15 protein-coding genes are annotated in these 15,679 nt (G+C 72.3%); 8 read left to right on the plus strand and 7 right to left on the minus strand.

The genetic code is table 11. The annotated features are described in order from the left end of the window. Positions 1–8: 8 nt before the first annotated feature. Together ACIQVT_RS26015 and glgX are read right to left on the minus strand one after the other, a co-directional pair. Positions 9–515, minus strand: a complete 507-nt coding sequence (locus ACIQVT_RS26015; RefSeq protein WP_403758728.1) for a SigE family RNA polymerase sigma factor — start codon at positions 513–515, stop codon at positions 9–11. Positions 516–662: 147 nt separating this feature from the next. After that, positions 663–2,903, minus strand: coding sequence for a glycogen debranching protein GlgX (gene glgX, locus ACIQVT_RS26020; protein WP_403758732.1), 2,241 nt, complete (start codon positions 2,901–2,903; stop codon positions 663–665). A 149-nt stretch (positions 2,904–3,052) separates the two neighbouring features. Between glgX and ACIQVT_RS26025 the strand changes: the two genes are divergently transcribed. The 6 genes from ACIQVT_RS26025 to ACIQVT_RS26050 all read left to right on the plus strand — a co-directional run bounded on the left by ACIQVT_RS26025 (position 3,053) and on the right by ACIQVT_RS26050 (position 9,364). Then, positions 3,053–4,276 carry an Ig-like domain-containing protein gene (locus tag ACIQVT_RS26025; RefSeq protein WP_403758735.1) on the plus strand — a complete coding sequence of 408 codons (1,224 nt, stop codon included), beginning with the start codon at positions 3,053–3,055 and terminating at the stop codon, positions 4,274–4,276. A 154-nt stretch (positions 4,277–4,430) separates the two neighbouring features. Beyond that, positions 4,431–5,660: an Ig-like domain-containing protein gene (locus tag ACIQVT_RS26030; RefSeq protein WP_403758740.1), complete on the plus strand. Its 1,230-nt coding sequence runs from the start codon at positions 4,431–4,433 to the stop codon at positions 5,658–5,660. A 78-nt stretch (positions 5,661–5,738) separates the two neighbouring features. Next, on the plus strand, positions 5,739–6,506 hold the full coding sequence (locus tag ACIQVT_RS26035) for an enoyl-CoA hydratase/isomerase family protein (protein WP_403758743.1): 768 nt from the start codon (positions 5,739–5,741) through the stop codon (positions 6,504–6,506). A 298-nt stretch (positions 6,507–6,804) separates the two neighbouring features. Beyond that, entirely contained in the window at positions 6,805–7,308 is a 504-nt protein-coding gene (locus ACIQVT_RS26040) for an ATP-binding protein (RefSeq protein WP_403758747.1), read from the plus strand. Between the two features lie 77 nt (positions 7,309–7,385). Continuing rightward, positions 7,386–8,180 carry a polysaccharide deacetylase family protein gene (locus ACIQVT_RS26045; RefSeq protein ID WP_403758750.1) on the plus strand — a complete coding sequence of 265 codons (795 nt, stop codon included), beginning with the start codon at positions 7,386–7,388 and terminating at the stop codon, positions 8,178–8,180. Beyond that, entirely contained in the window at positions 8,180–9,364 is a 1,185-nt protein-coding gene (locus ACIQVT_RS26050; protein ID WP_403758755.1) for a YncE family protein, read from the plus strand. Before ACIQVT_RS26045 ends, ACIQVT_RS26050 begins: the two co-directional genes overlap by 1 nt. Positions 9,365–9,371: 7 nt before the next feature. Here ACIQVT_RS26050 and ACIQVT_RS26055 read toward each other — a convergent pair whose 3' ends face one another. Continuing rightward, a complete protein-coding gene (locus ACIQVT_RS26055; protein WP_403758758.1) occupies positions 9,372–10,010 on the minus strand; it encodes a GNAT family N-acetyltransferase in 639 nt (212 codons plus the stop codon). Positions 10,011–10,176: 166 nt separating this feature from the next. On the opposite strand from ACIQVT_RS26055, the gene ACIQVT_RS26060 reads away from it, so the two are divergent. Continuing rightward, positions 10,177–10,389: an EF-hand domain-containing protein gene (locus ACIQVT_RS26060; protein ID WP_403758761.1), complete on the plus strand. Its 213-nt coding sequence runs from the start codon at positions 10,177–10,179 to the stop codon at positions 10,387–10,389. A 168-nt stretch (positions 10,390–10,557) separates the two neighbouring features. Next, positions 10,558–11,220, plus strand: a complete 663-nt coding sequence (locus tag ACIQVT_RS26065) for an NADPH-dependent F420 reductase (RefSeq protein ID WP_403758765.1) — start codon at positions 10,558–10,560, stop codon at positions 11,218–11,220. Positions 11,221–11,235: 15 nt separating this feature from the next. On the opposite strand, the gene ACIQVT_RS26070 is transcribed toward ACIQVT_RS26065, so the two are convergent. The 4 genes from ACIQVT_RS26070 to glyA all read right to left on the minus strand — a co-directional run bounded on the left by ACIQVT_RS26070 (position 11,236) and on the right by glyA (position 15,679). Beyond that, positions 11,236–11,790, minus strand: coding sequence for a GH25 family lysozyme (locus ACIQVT_RS26070; RefSeq protein WP_403758768.1), 555 nt, complete (start codon positions 11,788–11,790; stop codon positions 11,236–11,238). A 36-nt stretch (positions 11,791–11,826) separates the two neighbouring features. Continuing rightward, a complete protein-coding gene (locus ACIQVT_RS26075) occupies positions 11,827–12,858 on the minus strand; it encodes a phosphatidylinositol-specific phospholipase C domain-containing protein (RefSeq protein ID WP_403758771.1) in 1,032 nt (343 codons plus the stop codon). An 85-nt stretch (positions 12,859–12,943) separates the two neighbouring features. Further along, on the minus strand, positions 12,944–14,311 hold the full coding sequence (locus tag ACIQVT_RS26080; protein WP_403758774.1) for an L-serine ammonia-lyase: 1,368 nt from the start codon (positions 14,309–14,311) through the stop codon (positions 12,944–12,946). A 102-nt stretch (positions 14,312–14,413) separates the two neighbouring features. Beyond that, positions 14,414–15,679: a serine hydroxymethyltransferase gene (gene glyA / locus ACIQVT_RS26085; protein WP_403758777.1), complete on the minus strand. Its 1,266-nt coding sequence runs from the start codon at positions 15,677–15,679 to the stop codon at positions 14,414–14,416.

The raw sequence follows: 15,679 nt of genomic DNA on the forward strand, positions 1-15,679 counted from the left end.
GTCCCCCCTCACCCCACCGGCTCGATGACGTCGGTCAGGAGTCCGCGCAGCCGGGCCACCCCGCGCGCGGCGTGGGACCGGGCCGTGCCCACCGGGCAGCCCAGCGTCTCGGCCACCTGCCGGTCGGGCAGGTCCTGGTAGTAGCGCAGCACCACCGCGGCCCGCTGCCGCGGCGTCAACTGGGCCAGCGCCGCCTCCAGCCGGGACCGTTCGGCGACGGTCGCCGACACGTCACCGGCCGCCGCCACCTCGGGGAGCTCCTCCACGGGCCGCTCGCCCCACCAGCGCCGGCGCGCCGACCGGGCCGCGGCCCGCGCCAGCACCTTGCGCACGTACGCCTCCGGTGCCTCGTCGGCGACCTTCGGCCAGACGAACCACAGTTTGACCAAGGACTCCTGAAGCAGGTCCTCGGCGCGGTACCGGTCCCCGCCGGTGAGCAGACGGGCGAGATGGAACAACACCGACCAGCGGGCCGCCACGAACGCGTCGTACTCACCGGCCCTGGTCTGCTCCATCCCCACGGTCCCCGTTCTCGCCGGCTCTTCACACCAGGAGAAAGGCCCTGGACCCCCGCCCGCGCTGCACCCGACGGGCGTGATCCGCGTCACGCACAGTCGGGGCACAGGCTCCGGGGAGTCTCTCGCACCGCGGTCCCGGCGGGTTCAGGCGACCCGCAGGAGCAGCACCGACCGCGCCGGCACCACGATCTCCGCCCCCGCCGGATGGACCGTGTCCGGGGACTCGGCCTGTTCCTCCCGCGAGGTGTCCACGACCACCTCGTACCGCTCGGCCCAGGGCGGGCCGGGCAGCAGGAACCCCGTCGGCCGGTCCCCGGCGTGCAGCACCGCGAGGAAGCTGTCGTCCACCACCGGCGCGCCCCGCTCGTCGCGTCCCGGGATGTCGCGCCCGGAAAGGTACATGCCGAGCGTGGCCGCGGGGGCGTACCAGTCGCCCTCGGTCATCTCCGCGCCCCGCGCGGTGAACCAGGCCAGGTCGCGCAGCCCGTCCGCGGTCCGGGCCCGGCCGGAGAAGAAGGCACGTCGGCGCAGGACCGGGTGCCGGTGGCGCAGCGCGATCAGCCGGGAGGTCAGGTCGTACAGCGCCCGCCAGCCGGGTTCCTCCAGCAGCGACCAGTCCAGCCAGCTGATCTCGTCGTCCTGGCAGTAGGCGTTGTTGTTGCCGCGCTGGGTGCGGCCCAGTTCGTCCCCGGCCACCAGCATGGGTACGCCGGTGGACAGCAGCAGGGTGGTGAGGAGGTTGCGCAGCTGCCGGCGGCGCAGCGCCCGCACCCGCTCGTCGTCCGTCTCGCCCTCCGTCCCGCAGTTCCAGGAGCGGTTGTCGTCGGTGCCGTCCCGATTGTTCTCGCCGTTGGCCTCGTTGTGCTTGCTCTGGTACGACACCAGGTCGCGCAGGGTGAAGCCGTCGTGCGCGGTGACGAAGTTGACCGAGGCGTACGGGCGCCGGCCGCCCCAGGCGTACAGGTCGCTGGAGCCGGAGAGGCGGTACCCCATCTCGCGCACGTCCGGCAGGGCGTGCCGCCAGAAGTCCCGGACGGTGTTGCGGTAGCGGTCGTTCCACTCGGTCCACAGGGGCGGGAAGGCGCCCACCTGGTAGCCGCCCGAGCCGATGTCCCACGGCTCGGCGATCAGCTTCACCCGGCGCAGCACCGGGTCCTGGGCGATGACCGCCAGGAACGGCGAGAGCATGTCGACGTCGTGCATCGAGCGGGCCAGCGCCGCCGCGAGGTCGAAGCGGAAGCCGTCCACGCCCATCTCGGTCACCCAGTAGCGCAGCGAGTCGGTGATCAGGCGCAGCACCTGGGGCTGGACGACGTGCAGGGTGTTGCCGCAGCCGGTGTAGTCGGCGTACCGGCGGGCGTCGTCCTGGAGCCGGTAGTAGCCGCGGTTGTCGATGCCCTTCAAGGACAGCGTCGGCCCCAGTTCGCCCGCCTCCGCCGTGTGGTTGTAGACCACGTCGAGGATGACCTCGATGCCGGCCGCGTGCAGCGCGCGCACCATCCGCTTGAACTCGCCGACCTGCGCGCCCGTCGTACCGGAGGCCGCGTAGGCGGCGTGCGGGGCGAAGTAGCCGATCGAGTTGTAGCCCCAGTAGTTGCGCAGGCCCCGGCGCAACAGGTGGTCCTCGTGCGCGAACTGGTGGACGGGGAGCAGTTCGACGGCCGTGACGCCGAGGCCCACCAGGTGCTCGACGGCCGCCGGGTGCGCCAGCCCCGCGTACGTGCCGCGCAGTTCCTCGGGTATCCCCGGGTGCAGCCGGGTGAAACCGCGCACGTGCAGCTCGTAGATGACCGAGTCCGCCCAGGGTGTCTTGGGGCGTCGGTCGTCGGACCAGTCGTCGTCGTCATGGACGACGACGCCCTTCGGGACGTACGGCGCCGAGTCCCGTTCGTCGCGCACGGTGTCCGCGACATGCTGCTCCGGCCAGTCCCGCACGTGCCCGTACACCTGCGGCGGCAGCCCGAACTCGCCGTCCACCGCCCGGGCGTACGGGTCCAGCAGGAGTTTCGCCGGGTTCCAGCGGGCGCCGGTCCACGGGTCCCAGCGGCCGTCGACCCGGTAGCCGTACCGCTGGCCGGGCAGTACACCGGGCACGAAACCATGCCATATCTCGTGGGTCAGTTCGGTCAGCGGGATGCGGGTCTCCCGGCCGCCCTCGTCGAACAGGCACAGCCGCACCGCCTCGGCCCCGGCCGCCCACAGGGCGAAGTTGGTGCCGGCGACCCCGTCCGGACCGGTCCGGAACCGGGCCCCCAGCGGGGTCGGCGTGCCCGGCCACACGGCCGGTACCGGCGGCACGGCACGCCGGGCGCCGCTCACCGCCGTCTTCTGCCCGCTCCGGGCCGGCTCCCCGGCCGGTGCCCGCCGCTCGGCTGCGCTCGTCACAGTCGGCCCCTCTTCCCAGTGGCTCCGGCCGGGCCGGGGGTGCCCCCCGTCCCGGGGAGGCACCCCCACGTGTCGTCCTTCCCTCTGTTCTGCCCAGTGCGTGGCTCGCACTCACGTTTCCCCGGGGCGTGCCCGTCGTTGGGTGTCCTGTGAGGCACGTACAACGACGCGCACGGCGCGTGGGGGCCGCGCTGGCCGCCGTACTGACATGGGCGGGGCTGCTGGCGGGCTGCTCCTCGGACGGCTCCGGGCCGCTGGGCATGGGCGGGGGCCCGGGCAGACCCCCCGCCGCCGAGGACGTCATCCGGGTCACGCCCGGTGACGGCGGCAGGGGCGTGCGCCCCGGCGCACACCTGCGGGTGCGGGTGCCGGGCGGGCGCCTGGAGAAGGTGACGGTGGTCAGGGAGCAGGACGCGCGGAGTTCGCCGGTCCCGGGGCGGGTCAGCGACGACGGGCTGAGCTGGCGGCCCGACACGGACCGGCTGGCGCTCGCCGCCCGGTACACCGTGGACGCGGTCGCGCTGGACCCGCACGGCCGCCGCACCGCGCGGCACACCACCTTCACCACCTACGTCCCCGACGAGCGGTTCATCGGCTACGTCACCCCCGAGAACCGGGCCACCGTCGGCACCGGCATGATCGTCTCCCTCTCCTTCAGCCGGGACATCGCCGACCGGGCCGCCGTGGAACGCGCCGTCCGCGTCAGCGCCCGGCCCCCGGTCGAGATCCGGCCGCACTGGTTCGGCAAGAACCGCCTGGACTTCCGTCCCGAGCGCTACTGGAAGCCGGGCACCGAGGTCACCGTCGGCCTGCGCCTGCGGGACGTGCAGGGCGCGCCCGGCGTCTACGGGCTCCAGGACCGCACGTTCGCCTTCACCGTCGGCCGCAGCCAGGTCTCCGTGGTCGACGCCGCGAAGCACACCATGGACGTCCGCCGCGACGGACAGCTGCTCGCCACCGTGCCCATCACCGCGGGCGCCCCCAAGCACCCGACGTACAACGGGAAGATGGTGGTGATGGACATGCTGGAGGTCACCCGCATGAACAGCCGCACGGTCGGCTTCGGCGGCGAGTACGACATCCCGGACGTCCCGCACGCCATGAAGCTCACCGACTCCGGCACCTTCCTGCACGGCAACTACTGGGCCCCGGAGGCTCCGGGGGAGGTGAACGTCAGCCACGGCTGCGTCGGTCTGGTGGACGTCAAGGGCGGCAGCTCGGACACCCCCGCCGGCTGGTTCTTCGACCGCAGTCTCATCGGTGACGTCATCCAGGTCGTGCACAGCGAGGACAGGACGGTCGCACCGGACAACGGCCTCGGCGGGTGGAACATGGGCTGGAAGGCGTGGAAGGCGGGCAGCGCGGTGAAGTAATGGGGTGAGGGCGGGGTGACGGCGGGGTTGTCGGCGCGAGTTGCGACGGAACGGTGACATCAGCCTGACACCCCGCTGAAAACCCGGCGGTTAATATGCGCGCACCGATGTGGTGGGGAGCGGGCCTTCGCAGGTCCGGCGAGGGGAGAACAAGGTGGACGTGCGGCCTGTGGCGGGGGCGTCGGCTCGGGGGCGGCGGGGCCGTGGGGGACTGGCGCTCATAGCCGGCGCCCTGGTGCTGTCGCTCGCCGCGTGCGGCGGGGGCGGGGGCTCGGGTTCGGGGAACGGCAAGAACAAGGGCGGGAGCCGCGGACACGGCGCGCAGTCCACGGCCGCCGTCAGCATCGCCCCCAGGGCCGGTGCCACCGGCGTCGACACCAGTGGCGCCCTGAAGGTGGGCGTCACCAGGGGCAGGCTGACCCGGGTCACCGTCAAGGACGCCCAGGGCGGCGAGATAGCCGGGGCCATCGCCGCGAACGGCGCCTCCTGGACCCCGTCCACCCATCTGGCCGCGGCCACCAAGTACACCGTGCACGCGGTCGCCAAGGACGCCGAGGGCCGCGAGGCCGCCGAGGACACCAGCTTCACCACGCTCACGCCGAAGAACACCTTCGTCGGCTACTTCACCCCGGAGGACGGCTCGACCGTCGGCGTCGGCATGCCGTTCTCCATACGCTTCACCCGGGGCATCACCCACGCGGCGGCCGTCGAGAAGGCCGTCAGGATCAGGACCCGGCCGGCCGTCGACGTCGAGGGGCACTGGTTCGGCAACGACCGCCTGGACTTCCGCCCCGAGAAGTACTGGAAGTCCGGCACCGAGGTCACCGTCGACCTCGACCTGGGCGGCGTCGAGGGCCGCGACGGCGTCTACGGCAAGCAGCACAAGACCGTGAAGTTCACCGTCGGCCGCAACCAGGTCTCCGTCGTGGACGCCGAGAAGCACACGATGCGGGTCACCCAGGACGGCCGGACCGTCAAGTCCCTCCCGGTCACCACCGGCAAGCCCGGCTACGAGACCTGGAACGGCCAGATGGTCATGAGCGAGAAGCTCCCCGTGACCCGGATGAACGGCGAGACCGTCGGCTACGGCGGCGAGTACGACATCAAGGACGTCCCGCACGCCATCCGCCTCACCACCTCCGGCACCTTCATCCACGGCAACTACTGGGGCGGCGGCGCCTTCGGCCACTTCAACGCCAGCCATGGCTGCGTGGGTCTGCGCGACGTCCGCGGCGGCCACGACAGCTCCGTCCCGGCGGCCTGGTTCTTCGACCACTCGATCATCGGCGACGTGGTGGTCGTGAAGAACTCCCACGACCGCACGGTGGACCCGGCCAACGGCCTGAACGGCTGGAACATGTCCTGGGCCGACTGGAAGAAGTGAGCCCACCCGCTCCACCGGCCCGGTGCTGTGACCTACGGCACCGGGCCGTCCGGCGTTAGTCGCCGTTAACCTGCCTGCATGACCGTCTCTCTCGAAGTCGCCGAAGGCGTCGGCACGCTGCGCCTGGACCGGCCGCCGATGAACGCGCTGGACATCGCCACCCAGGACCGGCTGAAGGAACTCGCCGAGGAGGCCACGCGCCGCGACGACGTGCGCGCCGTGGTGATCTACGGCGGCGAGCGGGTGTTCGCGGCGGGCGCGGACATCAAGGAGATGCAGACCATGGACCACGCGGGGATGGTCTCGCGGTCCCGCGCCCTCCAGGACTCCTTCACCGCCGTGGCCCGCATCCCCAAGCCCGTCGTCGCCGCCGTCACCGGCTACGCGCTCGGCGGCGGCTGCGAGCTGGCCCTGTGCGCCGACTACCGCATCGCCGCCGACAACGCCAAGCTCGGCCAGCCCGAGATCCTGCTCGGCCTGATCCCGGGCGCCGGCGGCACCCAGCGGCTGGCCCGGCTGATCGGTCCCTCGCGGGCCAAGGACCTGATCTTCACGGGCCGCCAGGTCAGGGCCGAGGAGGCCCTGGCGATCGGCCTGGTGGACCGGGTCGTCCCGGCCGCCGAGGTGTACGAGCAGGCGCACGCCTGGGCCGCCGGGCTCGCCAAGGGGCCGGCGATCGCGCTGCGTGCGGCCAAGGAGTCCGTGGACACCGGCCTGGAGACCGACATCGACACCGGGCTCGCCGTCGAACGGAACTGGTTCGCCGGGCTGTTCGCCACCGAGGACCGCGAGCGCGGCATGCGCAGCTTCGTCGAGGAGGGGCCGGGCAAGGCCGTGTTCCGCTGAGCACCGGTGCCCGCCGCGGCGGCCAACTCCACCGGGTGACCGCGCAGTTGACGGTCCGTCCGGTTCGGGTCCCTCGATGGGGCGGTTTATGGGAACCTTAGGGCAACCTTAAGTCTGTCGCGTCGAGGGAGCCCGACGATTGCCCGGTTGCGAGCCGTCGCCGCAGGTCGGACGGGCTGTACCGGACATTGCCGTGCCTGCGGCATATGCCGGTCGCACGGGGTGGCACGGGGGCGTGCGGGGGGCGTATTCCTCCGGAACGGCCCCCGGGGGGACGCCGGACGTCCATCATGGGGACATGGCGGGGCTGGAGGGCATCGATCAGCCGCGGGGACAAGGCCGTGCAGCCGCGGCACGCTGGTCGCCCGCGGTCGAGGACGAACAGGCGCTGAAGGCGCTCGAACTGTTCGGGAACCCCACGGAGGCGGAGGTGCCGCTGCCCTCCCGCCCCGAATCCGCGGCCACCGCCCGCCGCCTCGCCCAGGTCGTCGTCCTGCGCACCTGGCGGCTCACCCCCAAGCTGGCCGAGGACGCCGTCCTGCTCGTCTCCGAACTCGTCGGCAACGCCGTCCGGCACACCGGTGCCCGCGTCTTCGGCCTGCGGATGCGCCGCCGGCCCGGCTGGGTCCGGGTGGAGGTCCGCGACCCCTCCCGGGGCCTGCCCTGCCTGATGCCGGTCCAGGAGCTGGACGTCAGCGGACGCGGCCTGTTCCTGGTGGACAAGCTCTCCGACCGCTGGGGCGTCGACCTGCTGCCCCGCGGCAAGACCACCTGGTTCGAGATGCGGGTCACCGACCGCTGACACCACCCCGGGCACCGCGACCCGGAAACGCCCCCCGATCGGGCTAATCGGCCGTTTTCCCACCCAGCACGCCTTAAATGGTGCGGGTGACCACCACCAACCGACGCGGAGTGCTGCGCGCGGGCGCGGGGCTCGCCGCCGGCGGCGCGCTCGCCGCCGGTTGCGGCACCGACCGGGCGGCCCCGCCCCCCACCCCGTCCTCCGCCTCCCCGACGTCCGCCGCCCCGGCCGCGCGCCCCCCGACGGCCCCCGCCCCGCGCGCCTACCCCGGCCTGCCCGCCCAGATCACCCACGGCCCGCGCACCCGCCCCCAGGTGGCCCTCACCTTCCACGGCCAGGGCGACCCCGCCCTCACCCGCGCCGTGCTCACCGAGGCCGAACGGCACGGCGCCCGGCTCACCGTGCTCGCCGTCGGCACCTGGCTGGACGAACACCCGGACCTCGCCCGCCGCGTCCTCGACGGCGGCCACGACCTCGGCAACCACACCCAGCGGCACATCTCCGTCAACGAGATGGCCGAGGCCGACGCCCGCCGGGAGATCACCGACTGCGCCGAGCGGCTGCGGCGCCTCACCGGCTCCATCGGCACCTGGTTCCGTCCCTCCCGCACCCCCACCGCCTCCCCGCTCGTCACCCGGCTGGCCCGCGCCGCGGGCTACCCGCACGTGCTCTCGTACGACGTCGACTCCCTCGACTACACCCGCCCCGGCGCCGCCGCCGTCACCCGCACGGTCCTCGCCACCGTGCGCGGCGGCTCGGTGGTGAGCCTGCACCTCGGATATCCGGACACGGTCGCCGCCCTCCCCGACCTCCTGACCCAACTCGGCCGCCGCGGACTGCGCGCGGTCACCACCACGGAGCTGCTGAGCTGATGCGAACCACGAAAGCCGCCCGCCTGCTGGCCGCGGGTGCCGCCGTCACCGCCCTGACCCTGCTGTCCGCGTGCGACGGCGGGGGCGGGCAGCACGCGGCTCCCGTCACCAAGGCCCCGGTCCGGCCGGAGGCGCGCAGGCAGCCCCGGGTAGATGTGCTGCCCGGGATGCCGCCGGTGGAGGACCCGGCCGACCTGTACGCCGCCGACCGCCCTGGCCGGCTCTCGCCCGTGGTCCGGGACTTCCCGTCCCGGGTGTACGTGCCCAACACCAACTCCGACACCGTCAGCGTCATCGACCCCAGGAGCTACCGGGTCGTCGACACCATCCGGGTCGGCCGCCAGCCGCAGCACGTCGTGCCGTCCTGGGACCTGAAGACGCTCTGGGTCAACAACGACCTCGGCAACTCCCTCACCCCCATCGACCCCCGGACCGGCAAGGCGGGCGCACCGGTCGACGTGCACGACCCGTACAACCTGTACTTCACGCCGGACGGGAAGTACGCCGTGGTGATGGCCTCCATGGACCGTCGGCTGGTCTTCCGCGACGCGCACACCATGAAGGTCGTCAAGTCCGTCCCGGTCAGCTGCTACGGCGTCAACCACGCCGACTTCTCGCCCGACGGCCGCTACTTCATCGTCTCCTGCGAGTTCAGCGGCGAACTGCTCAAGGTCGACACCGCCCGGATGAAGGTCGTCGCCCAGGAGAAGCTGCCGTTCCACGGCGCCATGCCGCAGGACGTGAAGATCGCCCCGGACGGCAAGCTGTTCTACATCGCCGACATGATGGCCAACGGCCTGTGGATCCTCGACGGCGACAGGTTCACCCGGCCCCGCTTCCTCGCCACCGGCAAGGGCGCCCACGGCCTCTACGTCAGCCGGGACTCCCGCGAGATGTACGTCTCCAACCGGGGCGAGGGCACCATCTCCGTCTTCGACTTCGCCAGTGACCGGCTCACCCGCAAGTGGGAGCTGCCCGGCGGCGGCAGCCCCGACATGGGCGGTGTCTCCGCCGACGGCAAGGTCCTGTGGCTGTCGGGCCGCTACAACTCCGAGGTGTACGCCATCGACACCCGCACCGGCACCGAACTGGCCCGCATCAAGGTCGGCAGCGGCCCCCACGGCCTCGCCGTCTACCCCCAGCCGGGCCGCTACTCCCTCGGCCACACCGGCATCTTCCGCTGACGCCCGCTCAGCCGCCCGGGGCGAGCAGCAGCGCCTCCGCGCCCACCGGGCGGTAGCCGGCCGCCAGGAACGCCCGCAGGCTGCGGGCGTTCCCCGGCGTCACCTGCGCCCACAGCGGTTCCGTGACCAGGTGCCGGGCGGCGGTCACCAGCTGCCGGCCCAGACCCCGCAGGCCGGCGTCCGGGGCCACCTCGACCGACACCTCCGCCCGTCCGGCGACCCCGCGCCCCACGACCAGCACCCCGCCCTCGGCGGTCCAGACGCGCACGTCGTCCCGGCGCTCCCGGGCGTACCGGACGCGGGGATGGCCGCGGTCCAGGATCTCCCGCAGCGCGAGCGGCGGTCCGCCCGGCAGCGGCGAGCCCACCAGCAGCGCGTCGACCGTCTCGGCCTGCCGGCCCGTCCGGTCCATGAGGGCGGCCAGGAAACGGGGATGGACCGGCGCCGCCAGTGGATCGCAGTCCAGGGCGCGCAGTGTCCGCGCCACCCACCCCGGGTCCTCGTCGGTGAAGACGACCGCGTGCGCGGTGAAGGACAGCACGCCCGCGTCCCGCGACGACGGCTGCGGCAGGACCGTCGTCCGGCCGTCGGGCGGCGGGAACACACCTGCCGCCGCCGCGTCGAGAACGTCCCGCAAGGTCTCCAAGGCCACTCCTCCCGATCATCCTCACCGTACGGCCAGGGCTCTGGGACGCGGCCGCCGGCCCCGGCGCCCGGGTGGCCGCGGCACCCGGCGTTCCCGGGGGCCGTTAATCTGACCAGCGACAGAACGCCGGTACGGCAGTGGCACACGAACATAAAGGGGCGGATCGGTGGCGGACATCGAGGAAGCACGCAAGCAGTTCCAGCGGATCGACGCGGACGGTGACGGTTTCATCACCGCGGCGGAGTTCAAGTCCGCCCTGGCCAAGCAGGGTGACTGGAACGTCACCGAGACGGTGGCCGAGGCCATCATCCGCACCCGTGACCTCAACGGCGACAAGGTGCTGTCGTTCGACGAGTTCTGGGCCTACCTGAGCAAGTGACGGCGGCGGGGGGTGCCCGCCCCGCGGGGACCGGGCACCCCCCGCGTCACGCGTCACGCGTCCGCGCCCGTTCACCCGGTTGCCGCGGCCCCGGAATAGCCGGGTGCGGCGGGCGGTTGTCGACCGGCACGAACCATGCGTGTGCATGGACGAACCGGAAGGCGTGTCATGAAGATCGGCATCATCGGCGCGGGCAACATCGGCGGCAACCTCACCCGGCGCCTCACCGCCCTCGGCCACGACGTCTCCGTGGCCAACTCCCGCGGCCCGGAGACCCTCGCCGAACTGGCGGCGGAGACCGGCGCGAAGGCGGTGCGGGCGGAGGACGCGGCGGCGGGCGCCCAGGTCGTCGTGGTCACCGTGCCGCTGAAGGCGGTCCCCGGCCTCCCCGCCGGCCTGCTGGACGGCGCGGCCGAGGGTGTCACGGTGATCGACACCGGCAACTACTACCCGCGCGAGCGCGACGGCCGGATCGCCGCCATCGAGGACGAGGGCCTGACCGAGAGCCGCTGGACCGAACGGCACCTCGGGCACCCCGTGGTCAAGGCGTTCAACGGCACCTTCGCGCAGGACCTCCTGGACCGCGGCCGTCCCGCAGGCGACCCCGAGCGCATGGCCCTCCCGGTGGCCGGTGACGACGAGGCCGCCAAGCGGACCGTTCGGGACCTGATCGAGGAGCTGGGCTTCGACACCGTCGACGCGGGCCGCCTCGACGACTCCTGGCGCCAGCAGCCCGGCACCCCGGTCTACGGTCTGCGCGCCGGCACCGAGGCCGTGCGCAGGGCCCTGGCCGAGGCGCCCCGTGAGCGCCCGGCGGACTTCCGGGGCTGACGCCCGCGCGGGCCCCTACGGCGTGGCCCACGCGCGCAGGTCGTCCTTCCGCGTGAACCGGGACACATCCTTGTCGAGCGGCTCACTGGCGTACTGGTGGAACAGCCAGTCGGCCTTGACGCGGGGCTTGCCGGCCGTGACGTAGTCGGCGATCCACAGCCCGTCGCCCGCGTAGGAGGTGGTGTCGACGGTCAGCCAGAAGTGCCGGTTGCAGTAGAGCAGGACCCGGTTGTCCGGCCGCAGTTGTTTGAGCTTGCGCAGGAAGCGGTCCTTCTCCGCGTTGCTCGCGTGGGTGCCGTCGCCGGTGGTCTCCCAGTCGACGGCGAGGATGTCGCCGGGCCGGTCGGGGGCGTGGGCCAGGAAGTACTCGGCCTGGGCGGTGAGGTCGCCGGGCCACAGGAAGTGGTAGAAGCCGACGACCAGTCCGGCGTCACGGGCCCGTTTCGTCTGGGCGGACAGCCGGGGACTGACGTACGAACGGCCCTCCGTCGCCTTGACGAAGACGAAGGAGAGGCCGTCCGTGGCATAGGAGGAGGACTGGTAGGCGCTGACGTCGATGCCATGGAGCATGGGGGATTTGTGCCCCCTGCGGCCGTGGCCGGAACCTCAACCCCGGTCCGTCACCGAACTCAGCACGGCCGGTGACTTCGCCGACCAGTCCGAGGTGATCAGACTCGCGTGTCGCTGGGCCAGCAGCGCGAGCCGGGCGGCGACTTCGGCGTCCGTCGGACTGGTGGAGGAGATGGCCGGGGAGACGTTGTGGGCGTCCGTCGTGATCAGGATGTAGTGGTTGGCGGCGTAGAACGAGGTGTCGTAGCCGTTGTTGACGTAACTCGCCGCGTCACCGTCGAAGAACACGAACCAGGGCCGGATGGAGGCGTCGTAGCGGCTGGTGCGCGGGTCGCCGCCCGCGGCGCCGAGCACGGCGGGGAAGGCCTGGGCCGCGGAGACGTTCCCGGCCGCGGACAGGTTCCGCAGGTGTTCGCCGTACTCCTGGTCCGTCCAGTAGTGGTCGAACGGGTTGGACTGTTCCACGGTGCCGGGGATGAGTTCGAGGAGGAACTTGCCCCTGAGGGAGTCGCGGGTGGGCCAGGCGTCGGCCTTCGCGGCGGCGTCCAGCGTGCCGTACGCGCCGCCCAGCAGGTCGGCGGGCTTGTAGACGGCGCCACCGAGCTTCTGCGCGACGAGCGTGTCGAACTCGTCCGGTCCGAGGCCCGCCTTGTCGTTGAAGCCGACCTTCAGCTCGACCTTGACGACGATCGGCGGGTGGTCGGGGTGCAACTGGTTCCAGGCGGCCATGTTGTCCAGGCAGCTGCCGAGATCCTGGTTGCGGCTCTTGCTGTACAGCTCGGCCGGGGTCTTGGCGGCCTCACAGTTGTTGTCGTCGCCCAGCGGGTTGCTGTGGCTGACCCGCCAGCGGTGGCTGACGGTGTCCGCGTACACGTCCAGCTCCAGCAGCGAGGCGCCGGAGTCCAACGCCTGGGCGAAGTACGTGTACTTGGCCTTGTCGTACGCGTTGTGCGTGCCGACGGCCGTCGTGGCGGAGAACTTGGGCGAGGCCGCGTGGGCGTTGCCCGGCCCCACCAGCAGTAAAGCGGCGGCGCCCAGGAGCGCCGCCGCTCGTCTCAGTCCGCGCATGTGTCAATACCCCTTCGGTGTCGCCGAGTCGGCGGCAGCCTAGGGGCATGCGGTTACTTCGGGGTAGACCCCGGGGGAACGGCGGTCAGCACTCGATGATGTTCACCGCGAGCCCGCCCCGGGCCGTCTCCTTGTACTTGACGGACATGTCGGCGCCCGTGTCCTTCATGGTCTTGATGACCTTGTCCAGGGACACCTTGTGGGAGCCGTCGCCGCGCATCGCCATCTTCGCGGCCGTGACCGCCTTCACCGCGGCCATGCCGTTGCGCTCGATGCACGGGATCTGCACCAGGCCGCCGACGGGGTCGCAGGTCAGGCCGAGGTTGTGCTCCATGCCGATCTCGGCCGCGTTCTCCACCTGCTCGGGGGAGCCGCCGAGCACCTCGGCGAGGGCGCCGGCCGCCATGGAGCAGGCGGAGCCGACCTCGCCCTGGCAGCCGACCTCGGCGCCGGAGATGGAGGCGTTCTCCTTGAAGAGCATGCCGATCGCGCCGGCCGCCAGCAGGAACCGCACGACCCCGTCCTCGTCGGCGCCGGGCACGAAGTTGATGTAGTAGTGCAGGACCGCCGGGATGATGCCGGCCGCGCCGTTGGTCGGGGCGGTGACGACCCGGCCGCCGGCCGCGTTCTCCTCGTTCACGGCCATCGCGTAGAGCGTGATCCACTCCATGGCGTGCGCCAGCGGGTCGCCCTCGGCGCGCAGCTGGCGGGCGGAGACGGCGGCGCGGCGGCGGACCTTCAGGCCGCCGGGCAGGATGCCCTCGCTGGACATGCCGCGCGACACGCAGGCGCGCATCACCCGCCAGATCTCCAGCAGCCCGGCCCGGATCTCCTCCTCGGTGCGCCAGGCCCGCTCGTTCTCCAGCATCAGGGAGGAGATGGACAGGCCCGTCTCCTTCGTCAGCCGCAGCAGTTCGTCGCCGGTGCGGAAGGGGTACTTCAGGACGGTGTCGTCGAGCACGATGCGGTCCGCGCCCACCGCGTCCTCGTCCACCACGAAGCCGCCGCCGACCGAGTAGTACGTCTTCGACAGCAGCTCCGCGCCCGAGGCGTCGTACGCCCACACGGTCATGCCGTTGGCGTGGTAGGGCAGCGCCTTGCGCCGGTGCAGGACCAGGTCGTCGTCGAAGGAGAAGGCGATCTCGTGCTCGCCGAGGACGTTCAGCCGCCCCGACCGCCTGATCGTCTCCACCCGCTCGTCGGCCGTCTCCACGTCGACGGTGCGCGGGGAGGCGCCCTCCAGGCCGAGCAGCACCGCCTTCGGGGTGCCGTGGCCGTGCCCGGTGGCGCCGAGCGAGCCGTACAGCTCGCAGCGCAGGGTCGCGACGGAGCCGAGCAGCTCCTCGTTGCGCAGCCGGCGGGCGAACATGCGCGCCGCGCGCATCGGGCCGACCGTGTGGGAGCTGGACGGGCCGATGCCGATCGAGAACAGGTCGAAGACCGAGATGGCCACGGATGACTCCTCAATGCGGGGGTGGTGCAAAAGGTGGTACAGGGCGCGGGCACCGCGCGCCTCCGGTTCCTCCAGTGTGCGCGGTGCCCGGCGAAAGGTGACTTACTTGTTCAGCCCCGGGTACAGCGGGTGCTTGTCGGCCAGGGCCTTCACCCGGGCCTTGAGGGCCTCGGCGTCGTAGGACGCCTTCAGCGTCTCGGCGATCACGTCCGCGACCTCGGCGAAGTCCTCGGCCGTGAAGCCGCGGGTCGCGAGGGCCGGCGTACCGATCCGCAGGCCGGAGGTGACCATCGGCGGGCGCGGGTCGTCCGGGACGGCGTTGCGGTTGACCGTGATGCCGACCTCGTGGAGCCGGTCCTCGGCCTGCTGTCCGTCCAGCTCGGAGGCGCGCAGGTCCACCAGGATCAGGTGGACGTCGGTGCCACCGGACAGGACGTTCACGCCGGCCTCGCGGGCGTCCGCCGCCGTCAGCCGCTCGGCGAGGATGCGCGCACCCTCCACCGTACGCCGCTGGCGCTCCGCGAAGTCCGCGGAGGCGGCGACCTTGAAGGAGACCGCCTTCGCCGCGATCACGTGCTCCAGGGGGCCGCCCTGGAAGCCCGGGAAGACGGAGGAGTTCAGCTTCTTGGCGAACTCCTTCCTGGCCAGGATGATGCCGCCGCGCGGACCGCCGAGGGTCTTGTGGGTCGTGGAGGTGACCACGTCCGCGTACTCCACCGGGTTCGGGTGGAGACCGGCGGCGACCAGGCCCGCGAAGTGCGCCATGTCGACCCACAGGTACGCCTCGACCTCGTCGGCGATCCGGCGGAACTCGGCGAAGTCCAGCTGACGCGGGTAGGCCGACCAGCCGGCGATGATCACCTTCGGGCGGTGCTCCTTGGCCAGCCGCTCGACCTCGGCCATGTCGACCAGGCCGGTCTCCGCGTCCACGTGGTACGCGACCACGTCGAACTGCTTGCCGGAGAAGTTCAGGCGCATGCCGTGGGTGAGGTGGCCGCCGTGCGCCAGGTCCAGGCCGAGGATGGTGTCCCCGGGCTTGGCCAGGGCGAACAGGGCCGCCTGGTTCGCGGAGGCGCCGGAGTGGGGCTGCACGTTGGCGTACTCGGCGCCGAACAGCTCCTTGACCCGGTCGATGGCGATCTGCTCGGCGACGTCGACGTGCTCGCAGCCGCCGTAGTAGCGGCGACCCGGGTAGCCCTCGGCGTACTTGTTGGTCAGGACCGAGCCCTGGGCCTCCATCACCGCGAGCGGCGCGAAGTTCTCGGACGCGATCATCTCCAGCGTCGACTGCTGGCGGTCCAGCTCGGCGTCGACCGCGGCGGCGATCTCGGGGTCGAGCTCGTGCAGGGGCGTGTTCAGGACAGTCAT

The organism is Streptomyces sp. NPDC100445 (assembly GCF_044759735.1).
In the GTDB taxonomy this organism is placed as follows: Bacteria; Actinomycetota; Actinomycetes; order Streptomycetales; family Streptomycetaceae; genus Streptomyces.